At 43.9% G+C, this 17,922-nt stretch carries 15 protein-coding genes; 6 read left to right on the top strand and 9 right to left on the bottom strand.

Going from position 1 to position 17,922, the window contains the following annotated elements; all coding sequences use genetic code 11:
- Positions 1 to 91 precede the first annotated feature (91 nt).
- The 3 genes from paaE to PPO43_RS16140 all read right to left on the bottom strand — a co-directional run bounded on the left by paaE (position 92) and on the right by PPO43_RS16140 (position 4,125).
- Positions 92 to 1,162: a 1,2-phenylacetyl-CoA epoxidase subunit PaaE gene (gene paaE / locus PPO43_RS16150; protein WP_272621357.1), complete on the bottom strand. Its 1,071-nt coding sequence runs from the start codon at positions 1,160 to 1,162 to the stop codon at positions 92 to 94.
- Positions 1,163 to 1,365: 203 nt separating this feature from the next.
- A complete protein-coding gene (locus tag PPO43_RS16145) occupies positions 1,366 to 3,444 on the bottom strand; it encodes an alpha-ketoacid dehydrogenase subunit alpha/beta (RefSeq protein ID WP_272621356.1) in 2,079 nt (692 codons plus the stop codon).
- Positions 3,445 to 3,543: 99 nt separating this feature from the next.
- On the bottom strand, positions 3,544 to 4,125 hold the full coding sequence (locus tag PPO43_RS16140) for a TetR/AcrR family transcriptional regulator (RefSeq protein WP_272621355.1): 582 nt from the start codon (positions 4,123 to 4,125) through the stop codon (positions 3,544 to 3,546).
- Positions 4,126 to 4,408: 283 nt separating this feature from the next.
- Between PPO43_RS16140 and PPO43_RS16135 the strand changes: the two genes are divergently transcribed.
- Positions 4,409 to 5,701 carry a sigma 54-interacting transcriptional regulator gene (locus PPO43_RS16135; RefSeq protein ID WP_272621354.1) on the top strand — a complete coding sequence of 431 codons (1,293 nt, stop codon included), beginning with the start codon at positions 4,409 to 4,411 and terminating at the stop codon, positions 5,699 to 5,701.
- The gene (locus PPO43_RS16130; protein ID WP_272621353.1) at positions 5,698 to 6,045 is read left to right on the top strand and encodes an Hpt domain-containing protein; all 348 of its coding nucleotides are present in this window, start codon (positions 5,698 to 5,700) and stop codon (positions 6,043 to 6,045) included. Before PPO43_RS16135 ends, PPO43_RS16130 begins: the two co-directional genes overlap by 4 nt.
- A gap of 864 nt (positions 6,046 to 6,909) precedes the next feature.
- Here the strand turns inward: PPO43_RS16130 and PPO43_RS16125 are convergent.
- The 3 genes from PPO43_RS16125 to PPO43_RS16115 form a co-directional block, all read right to left on the bottom strand.
- Complete coding sequence (locus PPO43_RS16125) at positions 6,910 to 8,280, bottom strand: replication initiation protein (protein WP_272621352.1); 1,371 nt, start codon at positions 8,278 to 8,280, stop codon at positions 6,910 to 6,912.
- A gap of 799 nt (positions 8,281 to 9,079) precedes the next feature.
- A complete protein-coding gene (locus PPO43_RS16120; RefSeq protein WP_272621351.1) occupies positions 9,080 to 9,310 on the bottom strand; it encodes a hypothetical protein in 231 nt (76 codons plus the stop codon).
- Positions 9,311 to 9,587: 277 nt separating this feature from the next.
- Complete coding sequence (locus PPO43_RS16115) at positions 9,588 to 10,226, bottom strand: ParA family protein (protein ID WP_272621350.1); 639 nt, start codon at positions 10,224 to 10,226, stop codon at positions 9,588 to 9,590.
- 467 nt (positions 10,227 to 10,693) lie between these two features.
- Here PPO43_RS16115 and PPO43_RS16110 point away from each other — a divergent pair, with 467 nt between their 5' ends.
- Positions 10,694 to 11,752, top strand: coding sequence for a tryptophan 2,3-dioxygenase family protein (locus tag PPO43_RS16110; RefSeq protein ID WP_272621349.1), 1,059 nt, complete (start codon positions 10,694 to 10,696; stop codon positions 11,750 to 11,752).
- A gap of 65 nt (positions 11,753 to 11,817) precedes the next feature.
- Here the strand turns inward: PPO43_RS16110 and PPO43_RS16105 are convergent, their stop codons facing one another.
- On the bottom strand, positions 11,818 to 12,717 hold the full coding sequence (locus tag PPO43_RS16105) for an OmpA family protein (protein WP_272621347.1): 900 nt from the start codon (positions 12,715 to 12,717) through the stop codon (positions 11,818 to 11,820).
- Positions 12,718 to 12,807: 90 nt separating this feature from the next.
- Here PPO43_RS16105 and PPO43_RS16100 point away from each other — a divergent pair, with 90 nt between their 5' ends.
- The 3 genes from PPO43_RS16100 (at position 12,808) to PPO43_RS16090 (ending at position 15,334) form a co-directional block, all read left to right on the top strand.
- A complete protein-coding gene (locus PPO43_RS16100; RefSeq protein ID WP_272621345.1) occupies positions 12,808 to 13,764 on the top strand; it encodes a glycosyltransferase in 957 nt (318 codons plus the stop codon).
- Positions 13,765 to 13,865: 101 nt separating this feature from the next.
- On the top strand, positions 13,866 to 13,997 hold the full coding sequence (locus PPO43_RS16095) for a hypothetical protein (protein ID WP_015695515.1): 132 nt from the start codon (positions 13,866 to 13,868) through the stop codon (positions 13,995 to 13,997).
- 344 nt (positions 13,998 to 14,341) lie between these two features.
- Positions 14,342 to 15,334, top strand: a complete 993-nt coding sequence (locus PPO43_RS16090; RefSeq protein WP_272621388.1) for a hypothetical protein — start codon at positions 14,342 to 14,344, stop codon at positions 15,332 to 15,334.
- 430 nt (positions 15,335 to 15,764) lie between these two features.
- Here PPO43_RS16090 and purF read toward each other — a convergent pair whose 3' ends face one another.
- Positions 15,765 to 17,198: an amidophosphoribosyltransferase gene (purF, locus tag PPO43_RS16085; protein ID WP_272621387.1), complete on the bottom strand. Its 1,434-nt coding sequence runs from the start codon at positions 17,196 to 17,198 to the stop codon at positions 15,765 to 15,767.
- Between the two features lie 2 nt (positions 17,199 to 17,200).
- Positions 17,201 to 17,785: a phosphoribosylglycinamide formyltransferase gene (gene purN, locus PPO43_RS16080; RefSeq protein ID WP_272621386.1), complete on the bottom strand. Its 585-nt coding sequence runs from the start codon at positions 17,783 to 17,785 to the stop codon at positions 17,201 to 17,203.
- Positions 17,786 to 17,922 lie beyond the last annotated feature (137 nt).

Below are 17,922 nucleotides of genomic sequence, written 5' to 3'. Positions count from 1 at the left end.
AAGTATTCTATTTTATCATCTTAGTCAAAATAGACTTAAGGCTTGATTCTTTAATATAAGGAAAAATACGAACGCTTGTTCGTACGCTTACTTAAATATCGTCAAAATCGAGCATGATTTCTTCTGATTTGGGGTAAGCTTGGCAGCTGAGAATCAGTCCATCGGCTACCTCTTCGGGTTCTAGAGCATAATTGACCATCATCTCCACTTCCCCTTTTTTGAGTCGGGCCTTACAAGTACAGCAAACGCCGCCTTTACAAGCAAAGGGGAGGTCAGCACCTTCTTTCATCGAGGCATCTAATAAATTATCTTGGCCAAAGGGCAAATCAAAAACAAAGCTGCGGCCATCTACGCGGACCTCTACTTTAGCGGCCTTGCCTTGATTTTCTTCTTTGATTTCTGGTTTTTTCTGTCCTTTTTGGTTGGTTCCAAAGAGTTCGAAATGAATATTTTTCTTGTTTAGTCCTTTTTGGGCCAAGCCCTCTTTAAGAGCGAGAATCATTGCTTCTGGTCCACAAAGGAAACATTCGTCAACTGTGTTGAGATCGACTAAAGTTTGGCTAATCGCCTCAAACTTTTGGGCATCGATGCGGCCAAAAAGGATATCCTCATCTAGTTTTTCACGGCTGAGAATATAAATGATCGTAAAGCGCTCTAAGTACTTATTTTTCAGCCCTTCTAGTTGCTCATGAAAAATAATATTGCGGGTATTTTTATTGCCATAAAGCAAGGTAATCTGGCTATTCGGCTCTGTTTCTAGGGTCGTTTTGATAATCGACATCATAGGCGTGATGCCGCTACCTGCAGCCACACAGAAATAGTGTTTACTTTGTTGGGGATCTAAATCCGTATAGAAATTTCCCATAGGCGGCATAGCCAAGAGTTCATCGCCCACCTTTAGCACCTCATTGGCAAAAGTAGAGAACTTACCGCCGGGCAATAATTTGACGGCCACCCGAAGCTCTTGGTCCAAGGGGCTAGAACAAATCGAGTAACTACGGCGAACATCTTCTCCATTGATTTTGGTTTGCAGGGTCAGGTATTGGCCCTGAACAAACTTAAACTTCTCTTGGAGGTTTTGGGGGATGGCAAAGGCCAAAGAGCGGCAATCCTCTGTTTCTTGGCGAACATCCGACAATTGGAGTGGATATAATTCGGTCATATATAGTCAGTGTTTTTTAAATTCAATCTCAGTGGTTAGGCAGCCGAAGAAAAAGGCCAAACCTTTAGCTATTTGGTGGAGCGGCCTAGCGATGTGAAAGGGTGGCGCAAAGCGCCAGCCCAAAGCCGCCTTTGGCGGCTGCAGGGCCGAGCAGACCTGCGAGCCCTGTAACGTAGCGCCGCAGCTTGCTGCGGAGGCCCCTACTAGTACTTCAGCAACTTTTCTAAAGCAGTTTGGACCTTCTGGCTAGAAGGGAGCATGGCTTTTTCTAGATTTTCGTGCAAAGGAATAGCGGGTAAATCTTCTGCGCCTAAAGTTTGGACTGGAGCATCGAGCGACTCAAAGCAATTTTCTTGGATTCGGGCGGCGATACTTTGGGCAAAAGTGCAATTTACAGGCTCCTCGGTGAGGACTAGACAGCGGTGATGTTTTTTGAGCTGGGCATAAATCATTTCGGTATCTAGAGGGGCCAAAGTGCGGAGATCCAGAATGGAAACTTGGCCAGGGAAAGCTTTGGCTGCGTTAAGGGCCCAATGCACGCCCATACCGTAAGAAACGACCAAAGCTACAGGGCCTTCCGCCTTTTTCTCTTCGGTGGCTTCTAGGACCATATTGGCTTGGCCAAAAGGCAAAGCATAATCGCGATCGGGCATAATGGTTCGGGCGGCGGCGGTGCCAGGCACCTTAGACCAATACAGCCCTTTATGTTCAAAAATAACGACGGGGTTGGGATCTAGATAAGCTGACTTCATCAAGCCTTTTAGATCGGCGCCATTGCTAGGATAAGCGATTTTAATTCCCTTGATATTGGTCAAGACCGATTCTACGCTAGAAGAGTGATAAGGGCCACCACTTCCATAAGCGCCGATAGGCACGCGGAGAATCATGCTTGCGGGCCATTTTCCGTTAGAGAGATAATACGATCGGCTTAATTCGGTAAACAATTGATTGAGGCCTGGCCAGATATAATCGGCAAATTGGACCTCTACGATGGGGCGAAGGCCAGTAGCGGCCATCCCCACCGTGCTTCCAATAATAAAGGCCTCTTGGATGGGCGTATTAAAAACTCGGTCATCGCCAAACTTTTGGGCTAGAGTAGCCGCTTCGCGGAACACCCCGCCTAAGCGGCCGCCCACATCTTGGCCATAAAGCAAACATTCAGGATGATCCTCCATCAGTTCTTGAACGGCAAAAAGTGCTGAATCGACCATCACTTTTTCCTCTCCATTAGCGGGTCGGCGTTCGCCTTGTTCGCTGGTAACAGGTGTGGGGGCATAAACATGCTTAAAAATATCTTCTGCTTGAGGATCCTCTTGGGCTAAAGCGCGCTCGAAATCGGCTTGCACCTTTTCTTTGGCGGCCTGTTCAATATCCTCAATATCGCTTTGGCTAAAGCCTTCGGCCAGCATTTGGCGGATAAAAATGGGGGTAGGATCTAATTTGCGCTGTTCTTCGAGATCATCTCGGTACCACTCCATGCGCACCCCAGAAGTGTGGTGATTGAGCAAAGGCACCGAAGCGTGCAACAAAAAGGGGCGACGTTCTTTGCGCATAATGCGCAGAATATCTTGAATCTCAAGATAGCTCTCTAGAAAGTTATTGCCTTGAATTTGGCGGGCCTCGATGCCGTGGAAACCTTGAATATATTCAAAGGCATTTTGGGCACGGGTTTCTTCTGCATTGGCAGAAATATCCCAGCCATTATCTTGAACCACATACAAAATGGGAAACTGCTTAAGGGCGGCCATTTGGAAAGCCTCCGCCACCTCGCCTTCTGTTACCGAGGCATCGCCCAAAGAACAAACTGCAATCGGCAATTGGCCCTGAAAATCTTCGGTATAAAGGCCCATTTTTTCTTTGTACTGGATTCCCATAGCCACCCCAGTAGTGGGAATAGCCTGCATACCTGTAGCAGAAGATTGATGAGGGATTTTGGGTTTATCTTCATCCCTTAAGCTGGGATGCGAATAATAAGTTCGGCCGCCAGAAAAGGGATCATTTCGCTTGGCGAGCAGTTGCAACATTAAATCATAGGGCTGCATACCGATAGCTAGCAAAAGTGCATCATCTCGATAATAAGGGGCCACAAAATCTTGAGGAAGCAATTGGCTACCTAAGGCCACTTGCAAAACTTCATGCCCTCTAGAAGTAGCATGCACATACTTAGCGACCAACTTAAAATTCTCTTCGTAAAGGGTGGCCATTGCTCTAGCCTGGCTAGCCAAAAAGAAAGATTGGCGCAAAGTTGCCTTATCGATTTGAGTGCTGATATTGCTTTCCATAAGTAGTTTGTTTCTCTTGATTGAATTGGGCGAGCTAAATAATACGAACAAATGTTCGTTTCTATAAATTTGGCTTCAAAAAAAAAGGCCGTAGGGCATTTATTTTTGGATTCCTTTGAGTAGGATGCGTAATACTTGTTCTTCTAATTCGCTGGCAGTAAGTGTACTATTGCGATGATTCCAATTTGGCAGCCAATGAATCGCATTGAGCAAAGCATAAAGCAAAAGTTCTGTGTCTAGCTGGGGTAATTCTCCAGCGGCTACGGCTTGCTCAATAATGGCCCTAAAGCGATTTTCATAATCTTTGCGCAGCCGTCTAAACTTTTCGAGATGGGGGCTGCTAAGGTGTTTCCATTCATCATTGAAGACCGTTAGGCTACTCACATCCTTGAGCGCCTTGCGAATATGTAAGCGCAGTAAACGCTCAATTTTTTGGCCCTGACTGATGGGAAGTTCTTCCACCTCTTGCATAGCTTTGAGAAAATCTTGGGCATGTTCAAAACAAATTTGCTGCAAAATCTCTTCTTTGGACCCAATGTGATTGTAAAGACTAGAGGCTCGCAGCTCTACCCGCTCGGCTAAATCGCGCATGGAAGCAGCTTGGTAACCTTTTTCTTTAAAGAGTTGAGCGGCGGCTCGATAGATTTGAGATTTTTTGCTTTCTTTTTCTAAACTAGGCATAGGTTTTATTTTCATTTTGGCCCAAAGGAGATCGAGCGTCCTCCAAAATTACAAAAAAGCCCCAACTTTTGTCGAAAGCTTGGAAACGGCCCTCGGCCTAGCGATGTGCAGCAGTGGCCCTTAGGCCAGACCGAGGCCGCAGGCCGAAGGGCCGAGCGAATAGCGAGCTGCGGAACGACAACAAGGCCTTTAGGCTGCAGTTCGACGACCAAAGGGAGTAACCGCCCGCCAAAGGCGGGCGGCCCCAAAAAACAAACATCCTCTTATTCTTCAATTTTATCAGATGAAAGCGCCTTTACGATTGGGATTATGGGCCTGGCCCAAACAGCAAAAGCAAGAACTATTGGCCGCTTTGGCGTCTTTGGAGGACTGGGAATTGGGCGAAGAAAAATTAGCGGCTTCCATTCTTCCCTTTTCCGCTTTGGCCGATTTAACAGCTAGCCAGGTTCGGCAACTTGGACAGCTTTTTTGTTGGGCTCCAGAGATCAGCTGGGCCGATTATCAAGATTTGCAAGCTCGGCAAATTGTCTTGCTCAATGCCCCTTTCCCCTTCTTTTTGAAGCAATTAGTCCCACTTTTGAAGGGTTGGCAAAAGCAATATCAACAACTTGATTTGGAGGAAGAACAATTGATTGCAGAATTTGCAGAATTGGGCCTTTTGGGGCAAAGTAAACTGATGATTCGCCTTTTTAAACGGGCCAAATTATTGGCCCAAAATAAAGATTTTATCTTTTTACAAGGTGCCGCAGGTAGTGGAAAAAGCTGGTTGGCGGGAGCCATGCACGGCCTTTCGCCCTTTGCCCAAATGCCTTTTCAACGCTTCAATTTGCTAGATCATAAAACTGAAGATTTGGAACGACTGCTTTTTGGCCAAGGCAAAAAAAAGGGCCAAGAACGACATTTTGGGGTGCTTTCTAATCGCAGTTTTGGCGCTTTGCTCATTCAGCATATCGAGTTGCTGCCCTTTGATTTACAAGAACAGCTGGCCAAGTTTTTACGAGAGGGGAAATATATTTTGCCTCAAGGTGATAGCCCCGTCTTTCTCAACCAAAAGTTGTATTTGAGCAGCAGCAAAGATCTTGATTATTGGCAAGAAAATAAACAGTTTTCAAGTAGTTTACTCCAACAACTCAAAGAACGCCGCCTCAAGGTTCCCTCTTTGGCCGAACGCGGAAAAGGCGAATTGATTAACCTCAGCCAACAACTCCTCAAACAATTTTGCGAAGAACAAGGCCTGCAAGTCAAGGGCCTACACAAATCAGCACAAAACCGCTTGAAAAATTGGTACTTTAGCGAAAACCTACGCGAACTGAAACAACTGATCGAACGCTCGGCCCTACTTTGCACAGATCGCCTGCTCAAAGGCAAAGACCTTTGGCAAGAAGACGATTTTAAACAAGAGGTCCAACAATGGATTAAAGAAGGAAGCAGCATGCAGGAATACCAACGACAAATTATTATGCATCAGCTCTATGTCCAAAAAAATCATGTTGTTAAAGCCGCCCAAGCCCTAGGCATCGGAAAATCAACAATTTACCGCATTTTAGAACAAGAAGAACTGTCTCCAAAAAAATGAATTCCCCAAAAATAAAACTCCAACGCCTCCAACAATTAGTCGGCCCCCAAGAAGAACAATGGCGCCCCTTTCTCCAAGATTTTGCCCAAGAGTTAACCCAGATGCAAACTCAACTTGCAACAGCCCAAACCAACAATAATTGGCCAAAATTAACCCGCCTACTCCATCAACTCAAAAGCAATTTGCATCTGTTTGGCTGCCAAGATAGCTACCAAACGGCCCAAGATTTAGAAGCATTTACCCAACTCGAACAACCCAAAATGAGCCTTTTCCAAGATAGTTTTCATAGCTTTTTAAAGGAGCTTAAAGCCATAGAAAAAGAAGCGCTAAATTGGCCTAAATAAGCCATTTTCGTATATACAACAAAATCTTTAATTAAAGATTTAACGAAATAAAGATTCCGTTAAATAAAGAAATCTTTATACTGATAATCAGTTAATTAAGCTTTTTAAAGCGCTAAAAAGTCGATCCAAATTTTAGATCCCTAATTAATTTACAGGAACAAATCTAACACTATTTAGGAGCTTCCCCTTCGGCCCCTTGGGCCTCGGGTCGGGCTGTCTCGCAGCTCGCTATTCGCTCGGCCCTTCGCCAGCTCTGCTGGCTCGGTCTGGCCTGCGGCCACTGCTGCCCATCCCTAAGCCGGCTCGCTGCGCTCGCCTCCAAACGCAGAAGTCTGGACCAAGATTTTACTAAAAGGCGCTCATTTGCCTTCTAAGCGACGATCTCCACCCCTGACAACCCAATACACCAAAACGAGATTTAAAGCGCTCAAATCGCCCAAAAAGGGCCTTAAACGACAAACTAGCTTTATCATCCAAACTTGCAGAAGCAAAATGCTTCCATGCGGAGCTCCAAGCCTGAACTTCAGCAATCCGCCTCGCACAGTCCCCATTTTGCTAAAAGGCGCTCATTTGGCTTCTAAGCGACGATCTCCACCCCTGACAACCCAATGCACCAAAACGAGATTTAAAGCGCTCAAATCGCCCAAAAAGGGCCTTAAACGGCAAACTAGCTTTATCATCCAAACTTGCAGAAGCAAAATGCTTCCATGCGGAGCTCCAAGCCTGAACTTCAGCAATCCGCCTCGCACAGTCCCCATTTTGCTAAAAGGCGCTCATTTAGCTCCTAATCGACGATCTCCACCCCTAACAACCCAATACATCAAAACGAGATTTAAAGCGCTTAGACGGGCAGCTAGGGGCCTCTTAGGCGTTCCTCAGCTTCTTGACTAATGCCCAGAAATCTTTTTCCAGCTTTTTGATCTGCAAATCCCGCTTTTGCTCCAATTCGGGCAATTGGGGCAAAACTTGGCGGAAGAGGTTGTAAACTCGGCCCTGAAACATTCGACTTTCCTCAAACTCTCGCCGAAAAGCCTGCAGGTTGAGCGGCATCCAAGAGTTTTGCGCCCGAAACTGGCTGATGAAGCGCTCGATGCTGGGGCCATCTTGCAACTGCCGCAAAATCTCCTCTTGGGCCAGTTGGTGGTAATGGGCTCGGCATTGACTCACTTCCAGCTGATGCTCCTTTTCCAACTTTTTGAATTCCTGATGGAAAGAATTTTTGAGCACTGGAGGCTGTCCATTTTCTTCTAACTTTTTGACGGCCTTTAAATTTTCTTTTTTAAGTAAACTCACCAAGTAAGCCACTCGGTTTTTGACTTTTTCGTTTTGCAGGGTCAGGTCGATGCAGGTTTGGAATTCCTCTTGGGTTTTCTGCTCTAGGTATTTTTCAAAATCCTGCCGAGAGAGTCCCCAGTGCTCCACCTGATCAAAAAGTTTTTGGGCCGCTGGCGAAAGCTTGTTTTGGCTTGGAGCCGCTTGGAGTTTTTTTGGGGTTTTGCTCTTGGGTGCTGGCGCGCTTTCAATTTCGTTTTTTTCGTTGGTAAAAATAGTGAACAAAATAGCTTGAACCTTTCGGCCCTTGCGCTCCTCCTCAAACTCAAACTTCAGGTCGGTGTACTCGGCCAAATCTTCTTGAGCTTTGAGAATCACTCGGCGCTTGAAGTCGAAGTAGCGCTTGTACTCCTCTGGCTCGATTTGCAAAATTTGCTTGAGTTGCTGAACGCTAATTCTTCGTCGACTCAAGGGGTGGTACTGTTTGAGAAGTTTGTAGATCCGCTTGGAGTAGTGGCTCTGCATGCGGACTAGGAAGGAAATGTTGTACTGAGTGAAGCGCTCTTTGAGCTGCAGCAGGTAGGGCTTGAGCTTGGGGTGCAGCTCCACCAGGATGTGGCTAAAGTCAGATTGGTCCAATTCGCCGAAGGAGGTGAAAAAGCTGGTCGTCAATTTTCCAGGCCCCTCATCGAAGCGAAAAGGGATGCTGATGGTTTTGCGCTGCAAGGAAGAAACAGCCTCTCGGATATTTTCGTAAACACTTTTAGTCGCCAAGCCATATTCTCGGGCCAAATCCTTGACGTAGATTTTGTAAATTTTGAAGTCGTCATCCTCTGCTTGGATTTGCGAAAGGGTGAGCAAAAAAATCCGATCCTCCCAGACAGAAAACCGGTAGCTAGCTTCGATCAATTCGTTTGCTTCTCTAACTGTTGAAGCAACCTGTCTTTTGTTTTTTTGTTCCATACTTTTAAGTTATTGGCATAAAATGGGCGTTTGAGGCAGTTTTCCACAATTTTGGGCTAATTTATCCACAAAAAACGGCATTATCAACGCAGCGGCGAAAAAAAACTGCAATTTGAAGGAATAAAAACACCCCAAATCCGTCGTTTTTCACCCCAAAATTGTCGTTCGACACCCCAAATCCGTCGTCGTTAAAAACCAAAAACACCCCAAATCCGTCGTTCTAACACCCCAAATCCGTCGTTGTTAACCTTTGTAATCAAATGACAATCAATTAGTTACGGGGTCGGAAAATATAGAAAAGTATTGTTGTTAAAATAAACAACAACAAAAGGGTATAGCTTAACTCTTGGCCTCGCGCGCGTACGCCCGAGAGCGGGGCTGGCGCTAAACTGTCGTGGATTTTGTTGTTGTTTGAAAATTGTTGTTGTTGGTTTAAAAAATTAAAATTTTTTTTGCCATTCTGACGCAATTTCTAGTCACTTAAAACTTATACACGAAAAATAAATTTTTGAAAGGCTTTTTAGTCGATTTTTTGACCATTAAGAACAAAAAAGTGACTAAACTAATTTATAAAAAGCATTTTTTTCGTATAGATGTTTAGTAGGTGTCTGAATTACAAATAAAACCTAGTCTAAATAGGATTTATAGGCCATAAAAAAGCTTTTTTCGTAGTCGTGTATAGTCTAATTTAGGGCGACAATTTTTAAAAACGACGACAAATTTTTTAGAAAAAAGACAAAAAAGCCGTCGTTTTTAAGAAAACGACGGCTTAAAAAAAGGCAAAAAAGCGGCTATTTTATTAGTCTCGATTTTGATAAAAATCGAACATTTTTTTTAATAACTCTACCATAGAAATTTCCTCTTCTAGGGCGGCAGATTTTAGCGCTTTTCTGAAGTCGGCATCGACTGAAAAATTGAGGGCAACTCGTTCAATTTTTGGTCTTTTTTCGAGATTTTTGCTACTATTTTCTTCTTTTGGAGGCTGTCCTTTGCTACTTTTTAGCTTTTTGGGAGCGGGTATTTTGGCCATAATCACATAATTATATCTAAAAAAATGGATGTAAAATTATTTACGAAAGGTAAGTAACTCTATGGGTTTTTAATGTAAATAAACAGTTATCAACCTTTTTAGACATTAAAAAAATAGATAAAAGTTTAGGAGACTTGTTAAAAAACGTCGAGAATAAAAGGGGGAGTAGAGCGTTATTTTTTAAACAAAAAGACGTCAATGAGTCGTTTTTGGGATTGAATTTAGGTCGTTTTAGGCTAAAAATGCCCAAGAAAAGGGGCTGTTTTTGGGGGGGGAACTAGCTGATTTTAGCTAGGTAATTGATAATATTTTGGACCAAAATATCGGCCTTTTCATTGAGGCTAGGGTAGGGGGTTTCGGTTAGGGCTTGGCCCAAATCGCTAGCTCTTCGGTAGGCGGTTTTTTCTTCTAAATAGCCTTCGATAAGTGGGTATCCAGTGATTGAAATATAGTCTTTGGCCTCTTCGATTTCGGCTTTAGAGGTACCGATTCTGGAGAGGACCAGGGCAATTTTTTGGCGTGGGATCTTGCGTTTTTTGAGTTCGTGGGCCAGTTTGATGGTCGGTTCTAGATCGTCTAGAGCGGTACCAGTGGGGAGCAAAATAAGGTCAGAAGTTTGGGCAATTTCTAGGGTAAGGCGGTTAGAGCTGGGGGCGCCATCAAAGATAATGAGGTCGTGATTTTGGCTAATTTTGATGGCTCTTTTGACCTCTGCAAACTGTTCTACAGAGATAGCGGGCAGTATATTTTGTTGTAATCGGCGGCTATTCCAGTTAAAGGACGTGGATTGGGAAACATCCATATCGGCGATTTTAACTTCCCAATCGTTGGCGGCATATTCTCTGGCGAGCAGGCGGCAGAGCGTACTTTTTCCGACGCCTCCTTTTTGAGAGACGACCCCTATTTTGACGGGCATACGATAGATTTTGAGGCAAAAAAATGGCCCAAAAAGGGCAGTGATCTAGGCTTAAAGCTAAGGATTTGGGCTTGAAATTCCAATAAAGAAATAAAGATTTAAAGAAATAAAGAATTCTTTATTTCTTTAAATCTTTATGGCGCAAAAGCCTATAAAATGGGGATTTTGTTTTTGGCCGAGCTTGGGTTTTGGCCTAGCGATGTGCAGGGGTGGCGCGGAGCGCCAGACCGAGGCGGCTAGTCCGCCGAAGGGCCGAGCGTCTTGCGAGCCCTGAAACGTAGCGCCGCAGCTGTGCTGCGGAGGCCCCTAAAAAAACGTATAATAAAAAGGCTAAAAATTAGAGAAACGTATGATCAAAAGCCGAAATATTATTCTTGAGTTAGAATTTTGATTTGGAATTGGAGAGCTGCTTAAAATTGCCTAAAGTTGCAAGAAACGCGGTGAAAAGTCGCATAAAAACAGCTACTATGAAAAACTCTTATACTGGAAAAGAGCAGTATTACAACGACTATTTGGGCTTAGATAAAATTTTGTCGGCTCAGCAATTGGAAAGTGAGGCGCAGGGGGTAGATGCGCATGATGAGATGTTATTTATCATTGTTCATCAGGCTTATGAGCTTTGGTTTAAGCAGGTTCAGCATGAGTTAGGGTCTATCTTAAAAATTTTTGATGAGCAGTACATCAATGACAATTCTAAGGGGTTGCAGGTGGTTACACATCGGTTGAATCGGGTGGTAGAAATTTGGAAATTATTGGTGGCTCAGGTTCGGGTTATGGAGACCATGACGCCTATGGATTTCTTAGATTTTAGAGATTTATTGACTCCTGCTTCGGGTTTTCAGAGCTTTCAATTTCGTTTAATTGAGACTCGTTTGGGCTTAAAAATGGATCATCGACATGCCAAAAAATACTATGAAAAGCAGTTAAGAGAAGAGCATATTGAGGCCATAAAAGCGGCAGAAAATAGTTTGTCTTTGTTTGAATTATTGGATAATTGGTTGGCTCGGATGCCTTTTTGGCAATTGGATTATTGGCAAAATTTTGAGGAAAAAGAGGGGGGGAATTCAGAACTGCATCCATTTTGGGCGCATTATAGAGGGGTATATTTGGCTGGTTTGAAGGGCTCTGAGCGTTCAGAAATTAGCATGAAAGCCTTTGATGAGCTCTTCTTTGCTTCAGAAAATCGCCCAGTTCGATTGAGTGAAAAAGCCTGTCGCTCGGCCTTATTTATCTATTTGTACCGTGAATATCCTTTGTTGCAGCAGCCATTTCAGCTCTTAAATAAATTGCTAGAATTGGATGAATTGATGTCAACTTTCCGTTATCGCCACATGATTATGGTGCGTCGTATGATTGGTATGCGAGCGGGAACTGGGGGATCTTCAGGAGCTGGATATTTGGAGGGCGCCTTGAACAAACACCATATTTTTGGTGATTTGGCGGGCTTAGCCACCTATTTAATTCCAAGACATTTGTTACCTGAATTGGATCAAAAACTGATTAAAGATTTATCGTTTAGACTTTAATTAGCGTAAATAGCAAGGGCCTTTCGATCAATCGAAAGGCCCTTTTTTTTAATATTTTTTGTCCATTATTCTCCAATTTGGAGCTGTTCAGGGATTTCAATTGGGGCTAAAAGGGGTAATTCTTCGCCTTTATCATTTAGTAATTGGAGTTGAACACGTCGATTATAGCGGCGGCCTTCTGGGCTATCGCTTCCGTTGGGGTATTCATTGATGGCAATGGGTTCTAGTTCGCCTTGGGGACGAATGCGCATGCGCTCGCCTTCTACGCCTTTCATAAATAGGCTGAGCATTACTTTTTCGAGTCGTTCTTTAGAGAGATTGAGGTTTTTGTCTTCCTCACCAATGGCATCAGAATGGCCATTTAGGACCAAAGTATACTCTGGGTTTGACTTCATCAATTCGCTTAGGTAATTGATCTTATAACTTTCTCGACTGGGAATTTCGCTGCTATTAAAATCAAAAAAGATGGCAGAGCTCAAGCTCTCTTCTGGGGCGGCTAGTCCACCTAAACTGCGGTTTTGAGGTGGAGCTAAGGCTGTTTTATTGGTCTTTTTGGAGGCCAAAAGTTGATTGGGAGGGTTGTTATTTGGAGTGTTGGCCCAAGCTTCTTCTTGCTCGTCATTATCATTATTTCGCCCAGTATATTTTGGGGCCCAAAATCCACAAGAGTTTTTGCAAGCTTCTTCTCTAGCCTTAAAGTCAATGATTCTAGCATAGGGAAATTTGCCTGCGCGTACTTCGGCTAATAAGGTTTCGGCTTCTGCTTTACTTTTGGCTGGAATCTGATAGCGGTAAAAGTCGTTTACATCATAGAGCTCATAAACGGCTTGAATGGGGCTAAAATAACTAAGATCCACTTGTTTCTCAAAGGCGGCTAATTCTACGGCAAAAGCTGTTTTTTGGCTCCAACTTATAGTACTATATAGTTGCAAGACCAAAAAGGCCAAAAAGCTTATTCTTTTCATTAGGATAATAAATTATGTATGTTCTGATATAGGGGCCTTTAAGATACAGCGCTTCTACATATATTTGCCTTTATAAACAATCATAAACTTATGTCTTTATCGACTTTTGCCCCAGTTGTCCTTTTTGTCTACCAAAGACCCGATCATTTGGCGCAAACATTAGCCGCCTTAGCCGAAAATGAGGAGGCAAGCCAAAGCCCTATTTATATTTATTCGGATGGGCCAAAGGCTGATGCTAGTCCCAACGATTTGGCCGACATTGCCGCTGTTCGGCAGCTGATCCGAGAACAAACTTGGGCCAAACAACTAGAAATTATTGAGCGAGAAGAAAATTGGGGACTGCGCAAAAATATTGTAGCTGGGGTAACCGAAGTAATGGAAAAACACGGAAGAGCCATTATCCTAGAAAATGATATTGTGGCTAGCCCATATTTTCTGCGCTATATGAATCAAGCACTTGATTTGTATCAAGATGTAGAGGAAGTCATGCACATTAGTGGATTTATCTACCCACTCAAACTACAAGAAGAAGATTTAGGCCCTAGCTTTTTTTATAATGTCAATAGCTGCTGGGGCTGGGCTAGCTGGCAACGCGCCTGGAAACATTATCGAGATGATACCGCCAATATACTCGCTCAAATCAATAAAAATTACGACCCTTTTAGCTTTAATGGAGGCCAAAAAGAGAGCTTTTATAAACAATTGCAACAAAACCTATCTGGCGAACTCAATACCTGGGCCTGCCATTGGCACGCCAGCATTTTTCTCCAAAATGGCTTGGCTCTCCACCCATACCGAGCATTGGTCAAAAATATTGGACTAGATGGCAGCGGCGCCCATTGCGATGCCATCCGCTTAGGCCAAAATATGCTTAAAACTCCCCTCAGCCTAACTAAAGTAGAACTCCAAAAGGCCCCAAAACAACATCAAGCCATAGCCGAAAAAATGAAGCTTTATTTTAAACGCTTACGCTGGAAAGAACTCGGCCAACTTATCCGAAAAGGCGCCTTCAAAAGCATTTTCCAGAAAATAAAAGCCATGCAATAATGTAAATTTTGCCCCATTCTATAAGCCTTCTTTAGACTTATTTCTTTAATTTGCCCCTCACTTCAATCTATAGATTTTTGACTATTGAAAATATAACCACAATGAGCAACCATCAAAAAGTATGGGGAACAGAGAAGTTCCTCCTCGGACTCGCCCTTTTTCTTATCCTTTTCATCTCGCTATGGGCTTATGTTTATAGCATGAACGGCGACTCTCTCCCAATGCCTAACTAATTTTTAGGCCCCTTTTTAGCAATGCCCTAATCCTTTTACTGGACTAGGGCATTTCTTTTATCTACTAAAAAACTATTTTTTGGGGGCCTCCGCAGCTTCGCTGCGGCGCTACGTTACAGGGCTCGCTATTCGCTCGGCCCTTCGGCGGCAAAGCCGCCTCGGTCTGGCCTTTGGCCACCCTTCCACATCGCTAGGCCATTTTGGCCCAAAGGGCCAAGGCGGCAAAGCCGCCCACTCGCCTTGAATAAAGAAATAAAGATTCCGTTAATTAACGAATTAAAGAAATAACGTAATCTTTGAAACTATATTATATACAAATTTTAATTGCTGATAATTATAAATTTATGAAAATTAGATTAGCTATTGGCTTGGCCCTTTTCCTGAGTGCCAGCCCTCTTTTTGCCCAATTCAAAGCAGCCTATAAAGCCCTCAAAAAAGGAGAAGTAGAAGAAGCCATTACCCTTTTTGAAGCCCGCATTCTCGATCCCAAAGCTTATATTGGCGTAGAAGCAGAGTACCAATTGGCCCGCATTTTTGCCAATCCAAAATACGCTGAGTTTTTTGATCTTGGCCAAGCATTTCAATATGCCAAATCTGCCGAAAGGCGATACAATACTTTAGATGATAAAAGCATCAGAAAGCTGCAAAAAAATAAGTTGAGCCATTTGCAAATCGAAGGTCTCCAACTTCAGTTGCTCCAAAAAGCCCAAGCCCAAGCAGAAAAAGAAAATAGTTATGCGGCTTATCAACAATTACTCGAAAACTTTAAATTTCCTTCTCAATCTCATCGAGAACATATTGAACAGGCCCGAAATCAACGGGCTTGGATTTTGGCCCAAATGAGTAATGATTTTAGAACTTATGAGCGCTATTTTAGAAAACATCAAGCTAGCCTAGATACTGTTTCTCCCAAAGAAGATAGCCTTTTCCAAATGGCTCTACTCGATAGCTATACTCAACTCTATGGCTGGAGCAGTTATGGCAATTTTGAAGAACGTTTCCCTAAAAATAAGGCCATCGAAAATGAACAGGCCGCCGAGGATTTTATCAAGATTGCCAATAGTAGTAATATTCGCGATTTTGAAACTTATCGCTTAGGTTATCCCAAAGGCTATTGGTCCGATTTGGCTTATCTTTACATTTATCGCTTAAGCATGCAAAAAGCCGATATCTTTAGCCTTGATGCCTTTGCCCGAACCCACAAAGATTATGTGGCCCAAAAAGAAAGCTTCTGGCAAAGTTTCTGGCAAGTCTATAAGGCCGCTAAAGGCCCAGAGGCCAAAGAGGAGTTTTTGCAAAATTATCCAATTGCCCAAAATTTTAAATTAAATTGGTAAAGGACTTTATTAGTCCCTCAACTTTTTCCCTTTAAATTTTAAGGCAGGAAAAAGGAATTATTGGGTCGCTTTTTAGCCTCAGGAAAAGAGGAAAAAAAAGCCAGAAAATAGAGCAAAAGGGGAGCCCTAATTTTTTAGGCGCTCCCCTTTTCTATTAGATTTTTTGCCACCCTCTTAGACGTCCATTTGGCCCAGCGCTGCGCAGCAGTGGCCGAAGGCCAGACCGAGGCGGCTTTGCCGCCGAAGGGCCGAGCGAACAGCGAGCTGCGGAGCATAGCGGCGGCCGAGCTAGCCTTTGGCTAGCTGGCCGCGGGCCCCAAATCCAAATAATAAAATAGACTTTTATGCTAACTGATTGATAGGTAAGTGCTTAGCTTAATAAAGAAGTCTTTAATTAAAGATTTAACGAAATAAAGAAATAACGGAATCTTTATTTCTTTATCGCCAAGCGCTCGGCCTCAATTTGGGCCAAAGCCTCTTTTGCGGCCGGAGTGGGATAGGCTCCATCGAGGCAAGCCATGCAAAAACCGTTATGCTCAAAAATAGCTTTTAGGTCCTCTAATTTTTGATAAATCAAGGCATCAGCTCCAATGTAATCACAGATTTCTTGATCGCTGCGGCCCACTGCCAAAAGCTCTGTACTAACCGACATATCAATGCCATAAATACAAGGGTGCTTGATAGCCGGCGCCGCTGAAACAAAATAGACTTTTTCGGCCCCAGCTTCTCGCAAAATTTGGACAATCCGTTTTGAGGTGGTTCCTCGAACAATAGAATCATCGACCACCAATAGCTTTTTGCCCTTGATTGTCCGTGCAATGGGATTAAGTTTGCGTTTGACCAAGGCTTCCCGCTCTACCTGTGAAGGCGAAATAAAACTGCGGCCAATATAATTGCTTTTAACTAGCCCCCTTTTGTAGGGGATGTCTAAGGCTTCTGCAAGGCCCGAAGCGGCAAAATAGCCCGAACTAGGTACATCTATAACCATATCGGCTTCTAGGCCCATTTCTCGAACTTTTTGGGCCAACATTCTACCCATTTTTACTCTTTGACCTGCTACTAATTTGCCTTGTAACTCGCTATCTTCTCGGGCAAAGTAGATAAACTCAAATACACAGAATTTATCGGCCGTTTTATGGCCCAAACTGCTATGCAATTGGCGATTCTCATCAATAAAAACGATTTCTCCCGCTTTCAATTCTCGAATGGGGGTATAGCCCAAATGATCAAAACAAACGCTTTCCGAAGCAAAACCATAAACAGGCTGCCCATCAGGCCCTTCTTTTTGGCCCAAAACCAAGGGCCGAATCCCATTGGGGTCGCAAAAGGCCAAAAGTCCATGATTGGCAATGGCCGCAATGACCGAATAAGCCCCATGTACCTTTTTTTGGGTTTCACTAACCGCATCAAATATATCAGCTGGACCAATTTGGGCCAAGTCTTTTTTATTCAATTCCGAGCTAAAAGTATAGAGCAAAAGCTCTAGATCATTGCTGGTCGCTGGCAAAATATGATACTCCTTATACAAGCGATTATGCACTTCTTCAAAGTTGCTCACATTGCCGTTGTGCACCATCGCAATCCCAAAAGGATAGTTGGCCGCAATGGGCTGGGCGTTAATGAGTTCATTGCTGCCATGGGTGGTGTAACGCACATGCCCCAAACCAATATTTCCCCGCAAACGATCGGCATGCCGCTGCGCAAAAACATCATTGACTAAACCCAGTCCCTTTTTTATATGAAAGCTTTTTTCAAAGGTAATAATGCCCGCCGCATCTTGTCCCCGATGCTGCAAAGCACTCAAACCCAACATCAAGTCATAGACAATGTTGGGCTTTCCATAAAAACCGACAATTCCACACATATTTATTGCTTGTTTTTGCTGCTGCTAAAAAGTTGATACAAGGCCTGAGGATAAAGCTGATGCTCTACCGCCAAACCTCTCCGCTCTACCTCCGCCAAATCTTTGACACCCGCCAAATTTACTGGAGCCTGAGCGATTATTGGACCTGTATCTAAGCCCTGATCGACCAAATGCACGGTGATTTTTGTTTCTTTCAATCCCTGCTCAAAAGCCCATTGATAGGCCCCTAATCCCTGATGAACTTGGGTGTCAGCAGGATGAATATTAACGATTCTTCCCGCATAGGCTGCTACAAAAGGAGCCGACAATACCCGCATATAACCCGCTAAAACAATGTAGTCGGGCCGATATTTTTCTAATAAATCCAAGACTTCAGCATCAAAGTCAAGGCGCTTTTTGCCTCGACTTGGAATGCAATGTACCGCCAAACCCAAAGCCTCCGCTTTGGCCAAAACAGGCGCCTGAGACTGGTTGGAAAAGACCAAAACGGCCTCGGCCAGATTCGCTAAGCATCCATTTTGCATGCTCTCCAAAATGTTCATCAAATTGGACCCCCGTCCAGAGGCAAATAGGGCTATTTTTTTCATTTTTTTTGATGTTTTGGGGCCTCCGCAGCAAAGCTGCGGCGCTATGCTTCGCAGCTCGCTGTTCGCTCGGCCCTTCGCCAGCTTCGCTGGCTCGGTCTGGCCTGACGGCCACTGCTGCGCAGCGCTGGGCCATGAGG

The sequence above is a fragment of the Saprospira sp. CCB-QB6 genome (genome assembly GCF_028464065.1).
Taxonomy (GTDB): domain Bacteria; phylum Bacteroidota; class Bacteroidia; order Chitinophagales; family Saprospiraceae; genus Saprospira.
The sequence above is the reverse complement of the archived record's forward strand: the minus strand, read 5'-3'. Positions and strand labels throughout refer to the sequence as shown.